A 20,409-nucleotide genomic window follows, 5' to 3' on the forward strand; every position below is an offset into this window, starting at 1 on the left:
GAAACCTCCTTTATTTCTTTTCCGCTACCGGTTTACGGGCTACACGGATGTGAAGTTGTTCCAATTGCGAGTTGTCTACTTCAGAAGGTGCATTCATGAGCAGATCGGTTGCACTTGCCGTTTTCGGGAAGGCAATCGTTTCACGCAGGTTCGTACGACCAGCAAGCAACATCACGAGACGGTCAAGACCAAAGGCAATACCGCCATGTGGTGGCGTTCCGTATTCGAATGCTTCGAGCAAGTAACCGAATTTCTCATTAGCCACTTCTGGAGACAATCCCAGGGCTGCAAACATTTTTTCTTGCACGTCACGTTTGTAGATACGCATCGAACCGCCACCGACTTCATAACCATTCAGAACAAGGTCATAGGCTTGAGCGCGAATTGCACCTGGGTCTGTGTCGAACAAATGTACATCTTCATCTTTTGGACGTGTGAACGGATGGTGTTCCGCCACATAACGTTTCGCATCTTCATCATATCCAAGCAGTGGGAAGTCTACAACCCAAGCAAACTTGAATTTGCTATCATCAATCAGACCGAGTTGACGGCCAATTTTCAGACGCAATGCGCCCAGAACGTCAGCAACGACTTTTTTCGTGTCAGCGGAGAAGAGCAACAAGTCGCCTTCCTCTGCACCTGTACGTTCTTTAACGGCTTCAATCTCTTCAGGCGTGAAGAACTTCACGATTGGCCCTTTGAACTCGCCATCTTTCACTTGAATCCATGCCAGACCTTTAGCACCGTAACGCGCTGCGAATGGTCCGAGGTCGTCGATTTCTTTACGGCTCCATGTACCACAGCCTTTAGCGTTCAGTACTTTTACTTCTCCGCCTTTTTCGATGACAGAAGCAAATACTTTAACACCGCTATTCGCTACGATATCGTTCATTTCTACCAGCTCCATGCCAAAACGCAGATCTGGTTTGTCTGAGCCGTATTTACCCATTGCATCTGCATACGTGATACGTTGGAATGGCAGTTCAAGCTCAATACCTTTTGTTTCACGAAGCAATTTAGCCATAAGCTCTTCCATCATTGGCAGCAGGTCATCCTGTTGCAAGAAGGAAGTCTCGATGTCGACTTGCGTGAATTCCGGTTGACGGTCTGCACGCAGATCCTCATCACGGAAACAACGTGCGATTTGATAATAGCGCTCCAATCCACCGACCATCAGCAATTGCTTGTAGATCTGTGGGGATTGTGGCAGGGCGAAGAATTCACCTTCATGCACACGGCTTGGTACAAGATAGTCACGCGCACCTTCCGGGGAGCTCTTAGTCAAGATTGGTGTTTCTACCTCAACGAACTCTTCTCCATCCAGATAATCACGGAATACTTTAGATGCTTTGGAACGCAGTTTCAATGTTTCGAACATTTCCGGACGACGCAGGTCCAGGTAACGATATTTCAAACGAAGTGATTCATCAACTTCAACGCCATCTTCGATGAAGAATGGAGGTGTTTTGGCTGCATTCAGCACTTCGATTTCTGTAATTTGAACTTCAATCTCGCCTGTAGGCAAGTTTTTGTTTACCGTCTCTTCGTCACGCTTAACGACTTTACCGGTAACAGCGATTACGTACTCACTACGTACACGGTCTGCGATTTGCAGAGCTTCGCCTGAGTAAGCTGGGTTAAAGACAACTTGTACAATTCCACTACGGTCACGTAGATCAATGAAGAGTACGCCCCCAAGGTCACGGCGAGTCTGAACCCAACCGTTTAATGTTACTGTTTCACCGATGTGTGCGGGTGTTAATGCGCCGCAATGATGACTTCTTTTCATAACCAAACTCCTCATTATGTGAATTTCCGTTCTGTGTTGATAGCAGGCAGATCCCGTTATCACCAGTGCGGTTGTGTGAAGACGATTTTATTAGAAAAGGCGTTTTTCTTACAGAATCACTCAACCTTCCACATCAAATCGTGTTTAGTCTACGTTCGTCTGTAAGATCGCCGGATCATATGTTACTTCTTATGTTTTGTTGCATTAGATACAGTTTTCAAAAGATTTTACTTACCCTGATCTACTTACCTTGGATTGCAGTGACCAAGTCTTCAAGCTTCACTGTCTGTTGTTCACCGGTATCCATGGATTTCAGTGCAATCTCACCGCGCTCTAGCTCATCATCACCGAGAATGGCGGTGTAACGTGCTTTGAAGCGGTCTGCCGACTTCATCTGAGCTTTCATCTTACGACCCAGGTAGTCACGTTCTCCAGATAAACCGGATTGGCGAAGTTTGAACAGCTGACGGTTCACTTCGCGATCCGCTGCCTCGCCTAAAGCGACAAAGTAAACATCGAGCGGAGCAAGCGTGGTAACGTCAATGTTTTGGTGTTCCAGAATGAGCTGAATCCGCTCCAAACCAATCCCGAATCCAATCCCTGGCTGATCTGGCCCGCCGATATCTCCGACAAGACCGTTATATCGACCACCGCCACCTACAGTATCAATTGCACCAATACCTTGTGCCTTCAACTCAAAAGCAGTGAGTGTATAATAATCCAGTCCACGTACGAGACGATTGTTCACGGCATAGTCTACACCGAAGTCATCCAGATATGCTTTTAGCTTGGCAAAGTGATTCAGAGACTCTTCATCAAGACTGTCCAGAATGGACGGTGCACCAACGAATTTATCCTGATCTACTTTGCAATCGAGCACACGCAGGGGGTTACGCTCCATCCGAGATTGGCAATCTTTGCAGAGGGTATCCTTCATCGGTCTGAGGAAGCCCAGCAATTGTTCGCGGTAAGCCGCACGACTGGTTGGATTGCCCACGGAGTTGATCTCAACTTTGACATCCTTCAAGCCAAGCTCTACACATAGTTGGTAACCGAGTGCAATTACTTCTGCATCAATAGCTGGATCAAGTGCTCCGATCGCCTCTACGCCAAACTGATGAAACTGACGCTGACGCCCTGCTTGCGGACGCTCATAACGGAACATCGGACCAATATAGTACAGTTTGCTTACATCGGGTTCACCATAGATTTTATTCTCCACATAAGCTCGCACCACACCAGCAGTGCCCTCAGGACGAAGAGTCATACTTCGATTACCCTTATCGTCAAACGTGTACATTTCCTTCTCGACAATATCCGTCGTCTCTCCTACACCTCGCACAAACAAAGAAGTCTGTTCGAAAATCGGTGTGCGAATTTCACGATAGTTGAAGCGGCGGCAGAGGTCACGTGCTTTTTCTTCTACGTACTGCCACTTCTCTACAACGCCAGGCAACAAATCTTGTGTACCTGTTGGTTTTTGAAAAGCCATCATTCATCCCTCCAGCATTGATATATTTTGGAACAATCTCTTTAAATAGCAAAAAATCCCTCGCCCTGTCGCTGTATACAGCAAACAAAGGGACGAGAGATTGTGTTTAACATTCACCCGTGGTACCACCCACATTTCGGAAACCTGAAACATTAGCCGTTCAGGTGATTCGTCTGATCATACAACAAGTGCACTTGTATGAATTCATTCAGAACCATTCCGCTCAACGTGTAACGCACGTCTGCGCAGGGCTGCTACTGACCATCATAAGAAGCTCAGAAGTGTTCGCAGTCTGTTCTCGGGGAAGTCATTCGTCCGCTCATCAAGAGAATCCTTACAGCCTGGGGATTCCTCTCTGGTCATGTGGGCACGGAGTACTTGGTCCCGTCATCAAATCATCGTTATATGTCCTTTAACGCTCTAATCTAACGTTTGAAGTCAATATTATTTCCTGATTGTAATGGACCGCAGTGCTAAAGTCAAGGGTTAACCTGAAAAGACTGCAAAAAAAAGCCCGCACACGGTGTGCGGGCTCAAATCATATATAAAAAAAGGGGGTCATGTGTGTTATTATAAGCCCACTATGTTAAAGCCTTATGTAACTAATATTACAGTAATATTACAAAAATGATAGCGCTTTATAAACAAGCTATTTTACATGTGCAAAGCCCCTGCAACGCCTGAAAGTCAGACGTTACAGGGGCTTGCTAGCCTTGAATATATTATTCGTCCAATTCCTCTACATAGGCATGGTTAGAGCGGAGCTTATGAACGATATCATCATAGTCCTCATCGCTCACTTTGGCAGACAAAACGTAATGCAGATCACTATAATCTCCCGGAGACACATCCGCAGCATTTAGCAAGTCTCCATCCTCATTGATCCGATCACGAGGATCTTTCTCTGCATCACGATCTACATCCGCGACTACAGGAACAACGTTCCCCGCTCCTGGAGCACCAGGTGCTGTTCCCACACCTATACCTCCACTCGTTCCTGCACCACCCGTGGCGGTGTATGGCACCAAAGGTATCAGTATGCGATTATTTCTACCTACCGCACCATCCAGTTGTCCTACCTCCAAATGCTCTGTGCGATACGCTTGAAGTGAGATTCTTGCTCCCTCTGCCTCATCTTCTGTTCGAAAATACGCCTGAATATGTTTTGCCATGTCAAACCCTCCTTTATCGAGTTGAACTGCCATAGTTCTAAGCTAAAACATCGTTTAGGAATTCTAAAATTCTAAACTATATTAGGCTCATTCATTTAATGGAAATTAAATGACTTTCAACAATTCACGGACAAATGCTGGCTCATCCTCAGGTGTTCTGGATGTAATATAGTTTCCATCCACTACAGCTTCATGATCCTTAAATTCTGCCCCAGCATTCACCATATCATCCTTAAGCGGTGGATATGACGTCACGGTACGACCTTTGAGCAAATCAGCACTTGCCAAAATCTGTGGACCATGGCAGATTGCCGCGATTGGTTTCTTCGCACTATTAATCTCCGTTACAAACTTCAAAATGTTTGCATCTGTCCGCAGATTTTCAGGAGAAGAACCACCAGGTATAACTACCGCATCATAATCGGATGAGGAAACCTCTGAGATCGCCTTATCTGAGGTATAGGTTACTTTTCCTCCCTTACCTTTTAGCGATTCTCCTGCTTTCAAACCAATGATCTCTACTTCATGTCCAGCTTTTTTCACTTCATCATATGGCACCTGCATTTCCGAATCTTCAAAATCATTCGCCAATAAAAAAGCAACTTTACTCATAACGTATGTTCTCCTTTCCGTGTTCGAAATTTCTTGAAATCGGGGTTCTGCAGAACTGTGTATATTTATCCTATCTGTTCTTTACCCGTTAGGTTGTCGTATGACTTGGCGCATCCCTGCGCCTCGTTTTGTTATTACCCTAACTGAAGGCGTTTATAACAATTCGTCTTCTTTTCTTTGCAACTCCATTTATGTTTCAATCGTGCCTCTCGCTCCGTACCAAAAAGACCTGATTCATATCAAATGAATTCAGGTCTTCTCTGTGGCAGTGGTTATTTCAAACGGAATTCCGTTCATTAATCCGTTTCAGGCTAACTCTAAGTTCCATGCAATATCACTCTTAACTCAGCTACGTGGAAGCCTGTTCTGCTCCCCTTTATCTGCATTCTCCAGCTCCCACACTGTTGATGCATATTCAGCAGCCGCACGAGCCAATTGGAGCGATTCATATAAGTTTCCTGGAAGAAGTAAAGGTTCAACGCGTGATCTTGTTTCCTTGACAGATTGACGCATAATGGCAGGATACTCCTTTGACAATAAATTTCATCGACTGGATATCCTTCATTATGACCAGATCACGATCTGAATATGCTCATGCGCTTGGATTATTAGGACTTTCAAGCATCAGGGTGACTGGCCCCCAATTCGTGAAGGTCACATCCATCATAGCGCCGAAACGCCCCGTTTCCACCTGAATCCCTTTATCCCGTAGTAACTGATTGAACAGCTCATATAATGTTTCAGCTATATCTGGTTTAGCTGCAGCCGCGAAGCTTGGACGTTTCCCTTTGCGGCAGTCACCGTATAACGTAAATTGAGATACAGACAACACGGCTCCGCCCACATCCAATAAGCTAAGATTCATCTTCTCCTGCTCATCTTCGAAAATGCGAAGTCCTGCAACTTTGTCAGCCAAATACTGAGCGTCCTTTTCCGTATCCTCATGTGTAATGCCAACGAGCAGCATTAGTCCCGACTCAATTCGTCCCGTCAATTCGTTATCCACAGTAACCTGAGCCTCTTTACAGCGTTGCACAAGCACTCTCATTGCACAGGCTCCTTACTGCATGATCCGGTGCACCGAATAAACATCCTTCACCCGTTTGATTCGTTCTACCACGGAATGCAGATGATCTGTATTACGAATCAAAATAGTGACATGCACCAATGCTAATTTATTTTTGTCTGTCCGTCCTGTAACGGCAGAAATATTCGTTTTACTTTCAGAGACAGCTTGAAGTACCTCATTAAGCAAGCCATTGCGATCATGACCTGTAATTTCAATATCCACACTGTAGCTCGCTTCAATATTCTCTTCCCACTCGACCTCAATTACACGTGCTGCTTCTTCTCCATCTGCGCTTGTTGGGATATTTGGACAGTCGCTTCGATGGACAGAAACGCCGCGTCCACGTGTAACATATCCGATAATTTCATCTCCAGGCACAGGGTTGCAACAGCGGGCAAAACGAACGAGCAGATTATCTATTCCTTTGACACGAATGCCATTTGTCGGACGATTTTTGCGTTCTGGTGCAGGCTTCAACTCACGCATCTCGGAATTCAGTTCCAGCAAGCTGGATTCTTCCTGCTCTTTGCGCAGCTTCTCTGTTGCTTTGGTCACAATCTGCGCAGCCGTGATTCCGCCGAACCCAACAGCTGCAAGCATATCGTCAATGTCGTTAAATGCGTATTTTTTGGCTGCTTCCTGTAACTTGTCGTCCGTCATCCAAGCAGATGGATCAAGCCCCATACGTTTGAGCTCACGTTCACAGCTCTCGCGTCCTTTTTCCACATTCTCTTCACGTCGTTCCTTCTTAAACCATTGCTTGATTTTAGCTCGCGCATGTGACGACTTGGCGATTTTGAGCCAGTCCTGACTCGGACCATACGAATGCTTGGACGTCAAAATCTCAATAATGTCACCGGTCTTCAGGTGATAATCGAGTGGTACAATACGACCATTCACCTTAGCTCCAATCGTACGATTACCTACTTCCGTATGAATCCTGTACGCAAAATCGAGTGGCACAGAGCCTGTCGGAAGTTCAATGACTTCTCCCTTCGGTGTAAATACAAACACGAGATCAGAGAAAAAGTCCATTTTGAGCGATTCCACAAACTCAGAAGCATCTTGAGCCTCATTCTGAAGTTCGAGAATTTCACGGAAGAACGTAATTTTATCCTCAAAATTATTGCCTGAAGCCACGCCTTCCTTGTACGCCCAGTGGGCAGCGATACCGAACTCAGCGGTACGGTGCATATCCCAAGTTCTGATCTGAACCTCGGTTGGTTCACCGTTAGGGCCAACGACCGTTGTATGCAAGGATTGATACATGTTGGCCTTCGGCATGGCGATATAATCTTTAAAACGTCCTGGCATCGGTTTCCATAACGTGTGTATAATTCCGAGCGTAGCATAACAATCCTTAATATTATCCACAATAATACGGATGGCAAGCAGGTCATATATCTCATTGAACTGCTTGTTCTTCGTTGTCATTTTCTTAAAGACGCTGTAGATATGTTTCGGACGACCTGATAGGTCTGCCTGAATTCCCATCTCTTCGAGCTTGCTCGTAATTCCGTCCATAACCGTATCAATGTATTGCTCTCGTTCTGCACGCTTCTTGTGCATCAGATTCGCAATACGGTAGTATTGCTGCGGATTCAAATAACGGAGGGCGATGTCCTCCATTTCCCATTTGATTGCAGATATACCAAGGCGGTTGGCAATTGGACAGAAAATCTCCAACGTTTCATACGAGATGCGACGCTGGCTTTCTTCCGATTGAAATTTCAACGTCCGCATATTATGCAGTCGGTCTGCTAATTTAATGACGATTACACGAATATCCTGCGCCATAGCAATAAACATCTTACGATAGTTCTCGTTCTGTTGCTCTTCTTTGGAGCGGAACTGAATTCGTTCCAGCTTCGTCAAGCCGTCAACAAGCATAGCACACGTATTGCCAAAATGATTGCGAATTTCTTCAAGGGACACCGTAGTGTCTTCTACTACATCATGAAGAAGCGCTGCAATAATGGAGATGGTGTCCATCTGCATGTTCACAACAATATCGGCAACCGCAAGCGGATGCAGAATATAAGGTTCTCCCGATTTTCGCGTCTGTCCGTGATGTGCCTGATCCGCAAATTCGTAAGCTTCACGTATGCGAATCAGATCGGGTTCTTTGATGTAGGCTCCGGCCTTCTCGAGTAATTGCTCTATGCCCATTCTGATCTGTTCCGTGTCCTTTCTATACAAAATGGAACCCGTGACATTGCATGAACACAGGTTCCCCGTAAAAGTAATTTCCTATAATTATGACGCTTCACCCGTTTCCCGTCAACTGCTGACGAATAAGAGTAAGTTTTCCATTTTTTTAGGTTAAAATATGTATTCTGTCCCCATGATGACGCTTCGTATAAATGTTCGGTTTAATCAAAGAAAAATAGGTATTCCTCTGTATTATTATTCCCCATCCTAGCTGAAATAGAATATAAAGTATAAAAAAACACCTCAAACCCATGCTATTACACAAAATGTTATTGCTTAATTAAGAGAAACTCTGTAATCTATTGAAAGTTTGTGTTTCGGAAAAGGAGATGAACATTCAGTGCAACGCGAAATTCAGGTTAATCAAAAGATGCCGCTCGGCTCAGGTTCACTGCTAAGCCTTCAGCATTTGTTCGCCATGTTTGGAAGTACGGTGCTTGTGCCGAATCTCTTCGGTGTTGACCCAAGTATGATTTTGCTAATGAACGGTATTGGTACATTACTTTACATACTCATGTGTAAGGGAAAGATTCCTGCGTACCTCGGTTCCAGCTTTGCCTTTATTGCACCAGTACAGTCTGTCTTGCTCACTCATCCAGGCAACGGATATTCAATGGCTCTTGGTGCTTTTATCATCACAGGTATCGTGTTCTGCCTTGTAGCTCTCATTATTAAGTATGCAGGCACAGGTTGGATTAACGTTGTGTTTCCACCAGCAGCTATGGGTGCGATTGTAGCGTTAATTGGGTTAGAGCTCATTCCTGTTGCAGCCGGAATGGCTGGGCTGATTAATCCAGAACCTCTTAAAAATCCTGACTGGGTTCCACAGGCTAAACCTATTATTTTATCGATGGTAACCTTAGGTGTGACTGTACTGGGTGCTGTAACGTTCCGTGGCTTTCCCAAAATCATTCATATTTTGATTGGGATTATATCCGGTTACGCACTTGGTTTCTTAATGAAAGCTGTCGAAACGGATAAGATTGCTGAAGCTAGTATTGTCTCTCTTCCGACAATCACCACACCAACGTTTGATTGGTCGGTCATTCTAACCATTTTACCTGTAGCTCTCGTTGTTATTGTAGAACATATTGGTCACTTGCTGGTAACGAGCAGTATTGTAGGTAAAGATCTGTCCAAAGACCCAGGTCTGCATCGCTCCTTGCTTGGTAACGGCGTCTCCACCATTCTATCTGGTTTTGTTGGATCTACTCCAAACACAACCTATGGCGAAAATATCGGCGTTATGGCCTTAACCAAAGTATACTCGATCTATGTGATTGGTGGCGCAGCCATTATAGCGATTGTACTTTCCTTCTCAGGTACATTCTCGGCCCTGATCTCGTATATCCCTCCAGCAGTTATGGGTGGTGTCTCACTACTTCTGTTTGGAGTCATTGCAGCATCCGGATTACGTATTCTGGTTGAACAAAAAGTGGACTTTACTAAACCAACCAATTTGATTCTGACAACCCTCGTGCTCGTGGTTGGATTAAGTGGAGCGGAAATAAGCTTCTATGGTGTTCATCTCAAAGGTATGGCACTTGCAACAATTGTTGGTATATTTATGAGCCTGCTATTCAAACTGTTTGAAGTGATAGGCTGGTCTAACGATAAGTCAGAGAAACAACCTTTGACAGAGAAAACACCAGACTAATATATAATTGGGTTCAAAATAATACTTAAACACGAAATAGCCCTCGCCCATAATAAAACCTAACCAACGCAAAAAAAGCCTGTTCTCTCACACCATCAAGGAATGAGGGAACAGGCTTCTTTATAATAGTTAATGCTGTATATTATTTCCCGGGAAACGGGAGATCCAATTCTTGTTCAATCACAGCAAGCACTATGCTGAAATCTTAGTAATTCATCAGTGTAAATACGTCAATTTCAGGCAACTTGGAACGACCATTCAGATCAGACAGCTCAATCAGGAAAGCTGCACCAACAACTTTACCACCCAATTGTTCAATCAGATTGATCGAAGTCGCAATCGTTCCACCCGTTGCAAGCAGATCGTCAGCAATCAGAACATTTTGTCCCTTTTCGATCGCATCTGTATGCATAGCGAGCGTATCTTTGCCATACTCGAGATCATATCCAACTTCAATCGTCTCTCCTGGCAATTTTCCGCTTTTACGGATCGGGGCAAAACCGACACCAAGAGCATAAGCCAGAGGAGCGCCTACAACGAAACCACGTGCTTCAGGTCCGGCAATTACATCAATTTTGAGATCAGAAACCATTGTTTTGAGCTCATTGATCGCATTGCGGTACATTTCTCCATCCTTCAACAATGTCGTAATGTCCTTGAAGCTGATTCCTGGTTGTGGAAAGTCAGGAATGACACGAATATACTCTTTAAAATCCAAAATAATCTCCTCCTAAAATAAATAGCACAACTTCCATCTAAGATACGCCCTTCATCCGGGATATCATCCATTGTGTCAGCTGAGGCGTAGATGCATCCAGCATCACTTGCTCCGTCTCGGCCATACTTTCCAGCGCCTGATAATGACGCGACGCGGTTAGCTCACGTTTGGGTGGGTTATCCACAAACGCAATTTTTCCAAAGTCTCTTGTAATGAAGGATAACTCCTCAAATACATCAAGCATCATGGTGATCATACGTGGAGAACAGCCACACTGACGGCTGAGTACAGGAGTAATCTCTTTTTCCTCCACCGGTTCAGCTCTCCATTTCGATACCAGCATATAGATGCGCTTGAAAAGTTCTCTGGAAGGCATCTGAAGGCGATCTCGGCGGTTGCCTGATCCGTGCAGAAGGATGATATTCTCGGCTCCGCTGAACATAGCCAGCATAGCATCAAGTTGTTCCGGTGTTTCCGGCGTATCAAACACAAATAACGTCCGGATCTGTTCCTGTCCATATTGCTGCGCAGCAGCATTACACGGAAATAACCCGACCTTTCTATCATATACCCAAAGGCACGGTTCATACAATGAATTTCCCTCAGAAACATTCGTTTCGTTCTTCACAATTGCACCAACCGAACCTGATTTGTATCTTAAATGTACTTCTAGTGTGCTCAGGAACTGCTTCATTGTACTCAGCGGCTCACCATTTCCTCTCAAATCAAACACCTGTGCTTGAGGCACATGAATATCCTGGAGCATCAATTGTGGCTTGCGCATTCCATTCCACTCGTTAATCGACAGCTCGCCCATAACGTCAATAATGGAACCCACCGGTAAAAACTCAGCGAGTGCTCCTTTGCCAAAGGCCACGGTCTCTAATTGGTGTCCTTCTTGCTCCAGCACAAGTTTCAGATGACGTTTCTCTCGCCCCATCGTTCGGGTCTCTTTAACCGTAACATTTCTAAATACGAAACGAGGAGAAGGATTGCTCATCCCGAACGGTTGCAGTCTGTCAATCTCTTGAATCACTTTCAAAGGCACATCACTGATACAACATTCATCATCAGCAAGACGCTGAGGTACAAAATCCTCTTCGGTTAAAACATTAGCAGCAAACTCATTCAAGCCTCTCTCCAGCTCTTCCAACTGATTTCGATGAAGTGTCATGCCTGCCGCAGCTGGATGCCCTCCATAATGATCCATGGAGTCTTTGCAAGCCGTTAATGCTTCGTAGATATCCAATCCATCGATGGAACGAGCAGAGCCTTTGCAAACCCCACTCTGCGCGTCAATGCCCAGAATGAGTGTTGGCCGATAGTAACGTTCCAGCAACTTAGATGCAACGATACCTACAACCCCAACATTCCACCCTTCTCCCGCAAGAACGATCACATCGGGAACCGCACCAGAGTTAAGCTCAATTTTCTGTTCTAACTGAGCTGTTGCTTCCTGAAGAATCCCCTCAACAACCTGTTGCCGCTCTCTGTTAAGCAGATCCAGTTGTCCTGCAAGGGTATGAGCTTCGTCCAAATCTTCAGTCGTTAGAAGAGATACAGCTCGTCCTGCATGATCCAAGCGTCCACTCGCATTAATACGGGGTGCCATTGCAAAAGCAATGTTAATCGAGGTTACCTGACTCTGATCCACACCACTGATTTCAAGAAGAGCACTTACACCAGGAAGACGTGAGCCACGCATGGACTCAATTCCATAACTGACAATAACTCGATTCTCACCTTCGAGTGGCATCAAGTCAGCGATGGTGCCAATGGCTGCAATCTCCATCCATTCACCTGGCACTTCACCAATAAGAGCCTGAGCCAGCTTTAGAGCCACGCCTGCGCCCGCCAACCCCTTAAATGGATAAGGGCACTCCGGTAGTTTCGGATTAATGAGTGTGTACGCCTCGGGAAGTATTTCAGGAGGTTCATGGTGGTCAGTAACGATTACTTCTATCCCTAGCGTAGACGCATAGGCAATCTGTTCTACTGCACTTATGCCAGTATCGACGGTAATCACCAGCGTCACACCCTGTTGATGCGCCCAATCTAATGCATGATTGTGAAGTCCATAACCTTCGTTGGAACGATGCGGAATGTAAATATCGTAGGACGCACCCAGATGGCGCATCAGATGGATCATCAGTGAAGTACTGGAAACACCATCTGCGTCATAATCTCCATAAATCAAAATATGTTCTTCTCGTTCAATAGCCTGGCGGATTCGAGGTACAGCTTCTTTCATACCAAGCAGCAGATAAGGATCATGCATCTGATTCAGATCTGGATGTAAAAACCGTTCGGCCTCCATTTCATTATGAACCCCGCGACTAACTAACAAACGTCCAACAAGAGATGACACGGAAAGCGCCTGCGAGAGTCCCGCAGCCGCATCCAAATCGATATGTCGTGTATTCCACCGGTATTGCGAATAAAGCAATAATAACGCTCCTTTCTTGATCTACAGGATCCGAGCTCCATTACTGAATTAATGTCGCTTCATGATCGGGCAGTTCATGATTGGATTTATACGGATACCCAGGGTCATAGGGTACTGCCTGAATTTGTACTTCCTTGACATGGCTGAACCGAGTGAAGAGCAGCGTTTTGGCTCGATTAGATATCTCCTGAGCCTCTAATACGGAGATCCGTGGATTTACGCTAATAATGAGTTCAATGGTAACGGCATGCTCCTGTTCGCGGGCAACCAATTGTTCAATTGTAATGACGCCGTACACTCGCTGTACAGTCTCTTTGAAATCCAGGGCCTCTTCCTGTTGCAGCTCTTGAACTAGAGAACCATATACTGTGTCTACAATCATTCTATAACCTTTATGAAACACGAAACAAGATGCAATTAATGCCGCTGCTGGATCCATGTACAGAAGCATACTCCATCCTGACATCTCCCCGATCATTGAACCAATGATCCCAACCAATACCGTAAGGGAGCAGTAAAGCGCTCGGCGATGCTGCTGAGCATAGGTCAGTGCTTGTGCTTGATTTCTTTTCCGGAAATACCTGTATTGAAATTGGAAAATGGCTTCCTTAATAGCTAAGGCTGCAAAGGCTGCGACAAGTGCATGCTGATATTTATCTGATGCCACAGGAGTATCACCTATCAGGCTACTTAAGGCTGAAATTGCAATCTGTAATCCTCCCATAAGAATGAGAACAGACAGCAAAACCGAGATTCCAGGTCTCGCTACACGTGAATGCTCCTTAGAGCGCGTAGCTGCTCGTTCTGTATCCCTACTCTTATGCCGTACAGAATGGGAAGGGAATAGTCCTGCCAGTGAAGAGGCAGCTTCTGAGGCAGAGTACAGACCATCTGCAAGCAACGATTTGCTATTGGCCAAATACCCGACAACAGCCTTAATTACTGCAAGCGTCATATTCCCAGCAATACCGCTCCACGTTGCCGCTTGAACCGTTGGAATATGTTCTCTGGCCATGGAAATTCCCCTTGTTTCTGTCTCTAAAGTTACAAAGCCGCGCCTAGTAGACGCGGCTTCACAATAAGATGTTTAGTTAGATGCTTTAGCCGCTGTTTTTGGCTTATCAATTTGTTTACCTTTAAGCGTCAGCCATAGTGGAGCAGCGATAAAGATGGAAGAATACGCACCGAACAGCGTTCCGATTACCATGGCAAGCGAGAACATCCGAATGGACTCCCCACCGAAAATGAACAAACAGATGGAAGCTGCAAATACGGTGAATGTCGTATTTAGGGAACGTGTCATCGTTTGTGCCAAACTGCTGTTAACGATCTGGCGTAAATCTGCCTTGGTAGTCTTTTTGGCAAAACGTAAATTTTCACGAATTCGGTCAAAGATAACGATCGTATCGTTGATGGAGAAACCGACGATGGTTAATACAGCGGTAATAAAGGTTAGATCCACTTCCAGACGGAAGATCGAGAACACACTTATTACAACAAATGCGTCATGGAAGAGAGCAATTACTGCCGCCAAACCGAAGCGCCACTCGAAGCGAATCGCTACATAAATCATGATCCCGACACTTGCAATGAGAACGGCATAAATCGCATTACGTTCCAGTTCCTTTGCCATTTCAGGGTCTACCGTGTTTACTTCGTAAGAAGCAGTGGAATCCAGTTTGCTGAATTCCTGCTTGAATGTACTCTCTTGCGTCTCATCAAGCTCATTGGAAAAACGAACATTAACCCGATCTGAACCCGGTGTGATCGTTACATCGCCCTCATCAACACCAAGATCAGCAACGATAGGTCTAATCTGTTCCGTTGTAATCGCCTTGGATACTGAAATATCAACATTCGATCCAGCACGGAAATCAACCGCATAGTTCAAACCAAGCGTTAGAATACTAACAATTCCAGCTACGGTTAGGATAATTGAGAAAATATAGGCAAATTTACTGCCTTTAATATAATCATAATTCCAATTAAAGCGCACGAATTTCACTCTCCTTCACTCCGAAGTACTTAGGCTTCTTCAAGACGTTACCCCGTACGAGCAAGGTTAACAGGAAGCGGGAGAAGAAAATATTCGTGATAATACTTGTGACGATGTCAAAAATCAACACAAGTGCGAAGCCTTTAACTGCACCCGTACCAAAGTAGAACATAACAGCAGCAGCAATGATCGTAGTTATGTTAGAGTCAATAATTGTGCGGAAGGAATGCTTACTACCCGCTTTGACCGATGACAAGATCGACTTACCACTCCGCATTTCTTCTTTGATCCGTTCGTACGTGATGATATTGGCGTCAACCGCCATCCCTATACCTAGAATAAATGCCGCGATACCCGGAAGGGTAAGGACAAACTCCCCTAAGTAGAAAATAGCAAGCACCAACCACGTATGTGTAATCAACGCAAAGCTCGCAATGATCCCCGGAATACGGTAAATCCCAATCATAAATACAAGGATGAGCACTGACCCAATCAAACCTGCTTTGATCGTCTGATCCAATGACAATTTACCCAGCGTTGCACCAACACTTTGGGAATACTTCTCTGTCAGTTTCAGCGGAAGCGCACCTAGGTTAATCGTATCACGAAGCTGATTTGCTTCTTCGCGCGTATAAGAACCTGAGATTTGAGCAGAACCATCTGTTAGTTGTTGTCTGACCGTAGGCGCAGACAGCAGCTCATCATCCAAATAAATCGCGAGTGGTTGTCCAACCAAACGTTTGGTGATCTCAGAGAATTTAGCTTTGTCTTTCACTTGAATGTCAATCATCGGTTCATTCAATTGCGTGAATACAACTTTTGCAGCATTCTCTACAAATTCATTACCACGAAGCTCAATCTTGGTGTACTCGCCTTCCTTGTCGTTCTCTGCTTTACTACGGAAGGTCAAGACGGCAGGTTCTTTCATTTTGGCTCTAACTTCAGCCTCATCCGTAACCCCAGCCAACTTCAATCGAATCCGGTTAGTTCCTTCAGTAGTTACCTCCGGTTCGCTTGTTCCGAGCGCATTGGCACGGCTTTCTAGACTCTTGGCCGTTTGCACCAAAGATGCTTTGGTGACTTGTTGTCCCCCATCAAGCGGCTCCGCTTCATATAAGATCTCGTAGCCTCCCTTTAAATCAAGGCCCAAGCGTATATTTTTGAGCAGCTCCGGGCTTGTTCCCACCATTACCCCTGTGGTGACAAGCACGACCAGAATGAAACTGATAATTCTTTTCATGCCGTTCCTAGATCCCCTTTCGTTCTCAATATTCCTATTATAGCGATGCCGTAAAAAGCAGTCAATTTTCAACAAAAAAGATCCCTTTCGCTAGAAAGAGGATCCCCGGTATGCAGACACGGTCATAAAGTTCATAAAGCTTGTTGCTTTCAGTGACAAAATGTCGTTCACCAGCTGGTGAAGCGGTGGAATGCCCTGCTTTTCATATTTATGACTGACGCAATTCCAGACATCTTTGCTGGTCACATATTCATAACCTACAAGCCTAAACTCTTCCGCCTTGCTGCAGCAGAGCATCTCAATGGACTGTTCCATCTCCATATCGTTCATTTCCTCCAACGGGGATTAGCCTCCCTTCCCACACACAAGCCTTTATGCGGCATCAATATTACATCATTCGACTTCACCTGGTCATATTCCTTCTTGCTGGTGATGGATCTTTTTGTTAATCGTGATCAAATTGTCATGAGAGGATCATGGACTGGCATAGGATGAAGAACAACGGCTTTGTCCCATTAACGAAACCTGTTATTTTCATTCGGGAAAGAGGGGTAGTCTTGAAGAAGCAGACATTTATCCAGGGAGCTATGATCCTGCTCGCCGCAGGCATTATTAATCGTATTCTCGGATTCATCCCACGTATTGCATTACCACGGGTTATCGGAGCAGAAGGCGTCGGAATCTATCAGTTAAGTTACCCCTTCTTCATTGTGCTCGTAACCTTAATTACCGGCGGCATACCACTTGCCGTCGCTAAACTCGTAGCTGAAGCAGACACAGGTGCAAATCGTTTTTCTCCTCAACGGATCCTGCAGATTAGTTTAGCCTTTACGTTGACGCTTGGTGTAATTTTTATGTTTCTATGCATTGTTTTTGCCCCTTGGGTCACCCGTTATGTTCTTACCGATGAACGAGTATACCACACATTTGTTAGCATGAGTCCCATGATTGCAATTATCGCTGTGTCGGCTGTTTACAGAGGTTACTTCCAAGGTAAGCAAAATATGATTCCTACGGCAGCTTCCTCTATTGTTGAAACGATTGTTCGTATTATTTGCGTGATTTGGTTTGCTTGGTTGTTGCTTCCCCAAGGTATTGCTCAAGCTGCCGCTGGTGCAATGCTAGGTGCTTTGGTTGGTGAATTCATTGGCATGCTCGTACTGTTATGGAGCTACCATAGACAAAAAAACGATACAGAACACCTCTACATTCCAAAATCAGTCGTGCCTCAAGAAAAAAACAATCTCGGTGCAGTTCCTCAAACGGATCATTCACAGCACAGCCTTATTCGCCGGTTGTTAGCCATCTCTGTACCTGTTACAGCAGGACGATTGGTTGGTTCCTTATCCTATCTTGCCGAAACCATTGTAACCGCGCAAAGCTTGGCCATTGCAGGAATTTCACGAGGGTTAGCTACCGCCCAATACGGAGCACTGCAAGGCATGATTATTCCATTATTATTGCTTCCAGGAGCACTTACCTCATCGCTGGCAACATCTCTCGTCCCTTCATTGTCTGAAGCCTCTGCGCAGGGTGATCGTGCCTTGATTCATAAACGCATGCATCAAGCTCTGAGGCTTGCACTCGTTACAGGTGCTCCTTTTTCTGTTTTTATGTATGTGCTTGCCGAACCGATGTGTCTTATTCTCTACAATGATGCATCGATTGGAAGCATGCTGAAACTGATGGCTCCTTTTGCTCTCTTTATTTACATTCAGGCTCCTCTGCAGGCTGCATTACAGGCACTCGATCGTCCGGGAAAAGCATTGCTCAATACATTTATCGGTGCTGTAATCAAAATCACACTGATTCTACTGCTCGCTTCACGTCCTGAATACGGCATCTTTGGTGCTATTATTGCTATATGTGCTAACTCGACAATCGTAACTTTATTACATGCAAGAAGTGTGCGTACTTTGCTCCAATTTCGTTTCAAATTGATGGACTGGGTTAAGACAGGCACAGGCATGTTCATCATGGGTGCAGCAACTCTTCTTGTTTATGAGCATACGATCGTTATTCTGCCACTATGGGCAAGAATGATTCTTGCTCCTTCGATAGGATTAATCGTGTATTTAATCGTAATGGGTTTGACACGTATGATTGATTTTCATGATTTGTCCCGTGTGCCTATTATCGGTTCATGGTTTGAACGTAGATCACGTAAATAAGCGATATCTTATTTGGAATCATCCTTCAGGCTAACATAGACTTTGCCATTATGATCAATGGAACAGATAAATACTTCCTTGAAATCAAGAATGCCTTTTTGCTGAATCTGATTTTTAAGCCAGAATCTTGTTTTCTGAATAAGTTCAAGATTTTGATCCTGAACTTTGCCATCCATGATTAGTGGCAAGGGCAGACCTTCATATTTGATATTCTGGAATCCATCCACTCGTTCTTGCCTAGCTTTTTGTTTGGTATGGGAGCTGCCTCCATTATTTGATGATCCGTTTCCACCTGAATTGCTCTGATTGCTCGGAAATACTGTTAATTTACCTGTTGTCTCAAGAATGGCAAACTCGACGTCGCCAATGCTATCTATATTTTGCTCACGCAACTGAAGTAACAGATCATCCAGATTGTATCGTTGCTTACGCATCTCATCCCGATGCAGAGTACCTTTGGAGATGAGAACCGTCGGTTTGCCATCAATCATTAGGCGAAGTCTACGACTCTTGAGACTGATAAATGCCACACCAATCTGCATTATAAGTACAGTTAGCATGGGCACTATTCCGTGAGAAAGAGGTTTTTCCATATCCTCGATGACGAAGGCCGCAATCTCTGCAAGCATAATGGACACGACGAGGTCAAACATGGACAGCTTTCCAATTTCCCTCTTCCCCATCACCCTGATCGCGCCATAGACAATGAAATACATGAGGATTGTTCGAAAAATATGGGCTCCGATATCTGAGAAGTTCACGACAAGGTTCCTCCTTTGTTTGAGTTATCCATAGGCACCTGTAGCGTAATCCCTATTTTGACCCGAAGCTAACATGCTCATGCAGAGCAAATCCATTCATTTAATGGAAAATTCAGTTCATAAGTCCGAAGGCTTGACCATACACTGTATTAATTTCAAACTTGTACAAGGGGGATGCTTCATGCAGCTGATTCGCCGAGTGATCTCGTTTCGAATGTCCAACCCAATTTTGTCGGGACTCTGTCATGCCTTTGTTTGGATGTTACTAGGAGCATTGGTTCTTTCTTTATTTCTCTGGATGACTGGAATGCGGGAGCAGGATCTTTCCCTGTATACTTACGTTGTTCATGGGCTGTCGCTACTCATTGGTGGATTTGTAGCTGGCAAAAGATCTGGTGAAAAAGGATGGTATCACGGTGGTCTTACGGGTGTCGTTTATGGCTTCATTGTACTGGTCATTGGTTTCCTGGCATTGGATGCCTCGTTCAACTGGAAAGATAGCTTACAACTCGCAAGTGCATTTCTAATCTCTGCTCTGGGTGGAATTTTTGGGGTAAACACACGGCGGAACTAACAGCTAACGAGTGTTTGTCTGACATGGGGCATAAAGGCATCTGGGTCATTCTAAAAACAAAAAAAGAACCGGAGCCCTATAGCAGGAGCTCCGGTTCTGTAATAAATAAAATTAACTACTGTGAGCGAGATCTAAGTACGTCTACAACTTCTCGCTCATTTATAATTATTCAGCAGTTTCACGACTTACTGCACTGCTGATCGCATTACGATCAAATGTAAGCTTCGTTACATCGTTTACGCGTAGAACAACCACGTCTTCTGTAATTTCAGCGATTGTACCATGGAGACCACCGATTGTTACGATTTTATCGCCTTTTTTCAACTGGCTAAGCATCGAATTACGCTGTTTTTGCTTCTTGTTCTGTGGACGAATCATCAAGAAGTAGAAAATCGCAACCATAAGTACCAAAGGTACAATCAAAGATACAATACCTCCGCCTGGATTAGCCGCTTGTAGTGCCATTCCTTGAAACATGTAAACTCCCCTTATCGACTATAC

At 44.8% G+C, this 20,409-nt stretch carries 18 protein-coding genes; 3 read left to right on the plus strand and 15 right to left on the minus strand.

The window, feature by feature from the left end:
• Positions 1–10: 10 nt before the first annotated feature.
• The 7 genes from aspS to DMB88_RS23325 all read right to left on the minus strand — a co-directional run bounded on the left by aspS (position 11) and on the right by DMB88_RS23325 (position 8,303).
• On the minus strand, positions 11–1,789 hold the full coding sequence (aspS, locus tag DMB88_RS23300) for an aspartate--tRNA ligase (protein WP_063567716.1): 1,779 nt from the start codon (positions 1,787–1,789) through the stop codon (positions 11–13).
• A gap of 241 nt (positions 1,790–2,030) precedes the next feature.
• On the minus strand, positions 2,031–3,281 hold the full coding sequence (hisS, locus tag DMB88_RS23305) for a histidine--tRNA ligase (RefSeq protein WP_128104574.1): 1,251 nt from the start codon (positions 3,279–3,281) through the stop codon (positions 2,031–2,033).
• Between the two features lie 722 nt (positions 3,282–4,003).
• Positions 4,004–4,453 carry a hypothetical protein gene (locus DMB88_RS23310; RefSeq protein WP_128103268.1) on the minus strand — a complete coding sequence of 150 codons (450 nt, stop codon included), beginning with the start codon at positions 4,451–4,453 and terminating at the stop codon, positions 4,004–4,006.
• 105 nt (positions 4,454–4,558) lie between these two features.
• Positions 4,559–5,065, minus strand: coding sequence for a type 1 glutamine amidotransferase domain-containing protein (locus tag DMB88_RS23315; protein WP_128103269.1), 507 nt, complete (start codon positions 5,063–5,065; stop codon positions 4,559–4,561).
• A gap of 345 nt (positions 5,066–5,410) precedes the next feature.
• Entirely contained in the window at positions 5,411–5,578 is a 168-nt protein-coding gene (locus DMB88_RS30350) for a hypothetical protein (RefSeq protein WP_164848778.1), read from the minus strand.
• 79 nt (positions 5,579–5,657) lie between these two features.
• Positions 5,658–6,113: a D-aminoacyl-tRNA deacylase gene (dtd, locus tag DMB88_RS23320; RefSeq protein WP_128103270.1), complete on the minus strand. Its 456-nt coding sequence runs from the start codon at positions 6,111–6,113 to the stop codon at positions 5,658–5,660.
• Between the two features lie 12 nt (positions 6,114–6,125).
• Positions 6,126–8,303 (minus strand): RelA/SpoT family protein, encoded by a 2,178-nt coding sequence (locus tag DMB88_RS23325; protein ID WP_128103271.1) that lies wholly within the window; start codon positions 8,301–8,303, stop codon positions 6,126–6,128.
• 382 nt (positions 8,304–8,685) lie between these two features.
• Here DMB88_RS23325 and uraA point away from each other — a divergent pair, with 382 nt between their 5' ends.
• Positions 8,686–10,002: a uracil permease gene (uraA, locus tag DMB88_RS23330; RefSeq protein ID WP_128103272.1), complete on the plus strand. Its 1,317-nt coding sequence runs from the start codon at positions 8,686–8,688 to the stop codon at positions 10,000–10,002.
• Between the two features lie 205 nt (positions 10,003–10,207).
• Here uraA and DMB88_RS23335 read toward each other — a convergent pair whose 3' ends face one another.
• The 6 genes from DMB88_RS23335 to DMB88_RS23360 all read right to left on the minus strand — a co-directional run bounded on the left by DMB88_RS23335 (position 10,208) and on the right by DMB88_RS23360 (position 16,732).
• The gene (locus tag DMB88_RS23335; protein ID WP_128103273.1) at positions 10,208–10,720 is read right to left on the minus strand and encodes an adenine phosphoribosyltransferase; all 513 of its coding nucleotides are present in this window, start codon (positions 10,718–10,720) and stop codon (positions 10,208–10,210) included.
• 37 nt (positions 10,721–10,757) lie between these two features.
• The gene (gene recJ / locus DMB88_RS23340; protein WP_128103274.1) at positions 10,758–13,166 is read right to left on the minus strand and encodes a single-stranded-DNA-specific exonuclease RecJ; all 2,409 of its coding nucleotides are present in this window, start codon (positions 13,164–13,166) and stop codon (positions 10,758–10,760) included.
• Positions 13,167–13,206: 40 nt separating this feature from the next.
• On the minus strand, positions 13,207–14,181 hold the full coding sequence (locus tag DMB88_RS23345) for a cation diffusion facilitator family transporter (protein WP_128103275.1): 975 nt from the start codon (positions 14,179–14,181) through the stop codon (positions 13,207–13,209).
• A 72-nt stretch (positions 14,182–14,253) separates the two neighbouring features.
• Positions 14,254–15,162: a protein translocase subunit SecF gene (secF, locus tag DMB88_RS23350; protein ID WP_128103276.1), complete on the minus strand. Its 909-nt coding sequence runs from the start codon at positions 15,160–15,162 to the stop codon at positions 14,254–14,256.
• Positions 15,152–16,402: a protein translocase subunit SecD gene (secD, locus tag DMB88_RS23355; RefSeq protein WP_128103277.1), complete on the minus strand. Its 1,251-nt coding sequence runs from the start codon at positions 16,400–16,402 to the stop codon at positions 15,152–15,154. The genes secF and secD overlap by 11 nt, the downstream gene beginning before the upstream one ends.
• A 90-nt stretch (positions 16,403–16,492) precedes the next feature.
• Positions 16,493–16,732: a post-transcriptional regulator gene (locus DMB88_RS23360; protein WP_056701711.1), complete on the minus strand. Its 240-nt coding sequence runs from the start codon at positions 16,730–16,732 to the stop codon at positions 16,493–16,495.
• 227 nt (positions 16,733–16,959) lie between these two features.
• Here DMB88_RS23360 and spoVB point away from each other — a divergent pair, with 227 nt between their 5' ends.
• Entirely contained in the window at positions 16,960–18,573 is a 1,614-nt protein-coding gene (gene spoVB, locus DMB88_RS23365) for a stage V sporulation protein B (protein ID WP_128103278.1), read from the plus strand.
• An 8-nt stretch (positions 18,574–18,581) separates the two neighbouring features.
• Here the strand turns inward: spoVB and DMB88_RS23370 are convergent, their stop codons facing one another.
• The gene (locus DMB88_RS23370; protein WP_128104575.1) at positions 18,582–19,289 is read right to left on the minus strand and encodes a YetF domain-containing protein; all 708 of its coding nucleotides are present in this window, start codon (positions 19,287–19,289) and stop codon (positions 18,582–18,584) included.
• Between the two features lie 226 nt (positions 19,290–19,515).
• Between DMB88_RS23370 and DMB88_RS23375 the strand changes: the two genes are divergently transcribed.
• Complete coding sequence (locus DMB88_RS23375) at positions 19,516–19,908, plus strand: TIGR04086 family membrane protein (protein ID WP_128103279.1); 393 nt, start codon at positions 19,516–19,518, stop codon at positions 19,906–19,908.
• A gap of 165 nt (positions 19,909–20,073) precedes the next feature.
• Here the strand turns inward: DMB88_RS23375 and yajC are convergent, their stop codons facing one another.
• Positions 20,074–20,385, minus strand: a complete 312-nt coding sequence (gene yajC, locus DMB88_RS23380; RefSeq protein WP_128103280.1) for a preprotein translocase subunit YajC — start codon at positions 20,383–20,385, stop codon at positions 20,074–20,076.
• Between the last annotated feature and the right edge of the window lie 24 nt (positions 20,386–20,409).

This window comes from Paenibacillus sp. DCT19, assembly GCF_003268635.1.
Taxonomy (GTDB): domain Bacteria; phylum Bacillota; class Bacilli; order Paenibacillales; family Paenibacillaceae; genus Paenibacillus.

Bases quoted from the DNA above. Each gene is read 5' to 3' on its own strand.
- DMB88_RS23315 (WP_128103269.1), bottom strand. From the start codon at position 5,065: ATGAGTAAAGTTGCTTTTTTATTGGCGAATGATTTTGAAGATTCGGAA.
- DMB88_RS23345 (WP_128103275.1), bottom strand. From the start codon at position 14,181: ATGGCCAGAGAACATATTCCAACGGTTCAAGCGGCAACGTGGAGCGGT.
- yajC (WP_128103280.1), bottom strand. From the start codon at position 20,385: ATGTTTCAAGGAATGGCACTACAAGCGGCTAATCCAGGCGGAGGTATT.
- DMB88_RS23375 (WP_128103279.1), top strand. From the start codon at position 19,516: ATGCAGCTGATTCGCCGAGTGATCTCGTTTCGAATGTCCAACCCAATT.
- secD (WP_128103277.1), bottom strand. From the start codon at position 16,402: ATGAAAAGAATTATCAGTTTCATTCTGGTCGTGCTTGTCACCACAGGG.
- DMB88_RS23310 (WP_128103268.1), bottom strand. From the start codon at position 4,453: ATGGCAAAACATATTCAGGCGTATTTTCGAACAGAAGATGAGGCAGAG.
- DMB88_RS23360 (WP_056701711.1), bottom strand. From the start codon at position 16,732: ATGAACGATATGGAGATGGAACAGTCCATTGAGATGCTCTGCTGCAGC.
- dtd (WP_128103270.1), bottom strand. From the start codon at position 6,113: ATGAGAGTGCTTGTGCAACGCTGTAAAGAGGCTCAGGTTACTGTGGAT.
- hisS (WP_128104574.1), bottom strand. From the start codon at position 3,281: ATGGCTTTTCAAAAACCAACAGGTACACAAGATTTGTTGCCTGGCGTT.
- DMB88_RS30350 (WP_164848778.1), bottom strand. From the start codon at position 5,578: ATGCGTCAATCTGTCAAGGAAACAAGATCACGCGTTGAACCTTTACTT.
- DMB88_RS23325 (WP_128103271.1), bottom strand. From the start codon at position 8,303: ATGGGCATAGAGCAATTACTCGAGAAGGCCGGAGCCTACATCAAAGAA.
- aspS (WP_063567716.1), bottom strand. From the start codon at position 1,789: ATGAAAAGAAGTCATCATTGCGGCGCATTAACACCCGCACACATCGGT.
- DMB88_RS23370 (WP_128104575.1), bottom strand. From the start codon at position 19,289: ATGTATTTCATTGTCTATGGCGCGATCAGGGTGATGGGGAAGAGGGAA.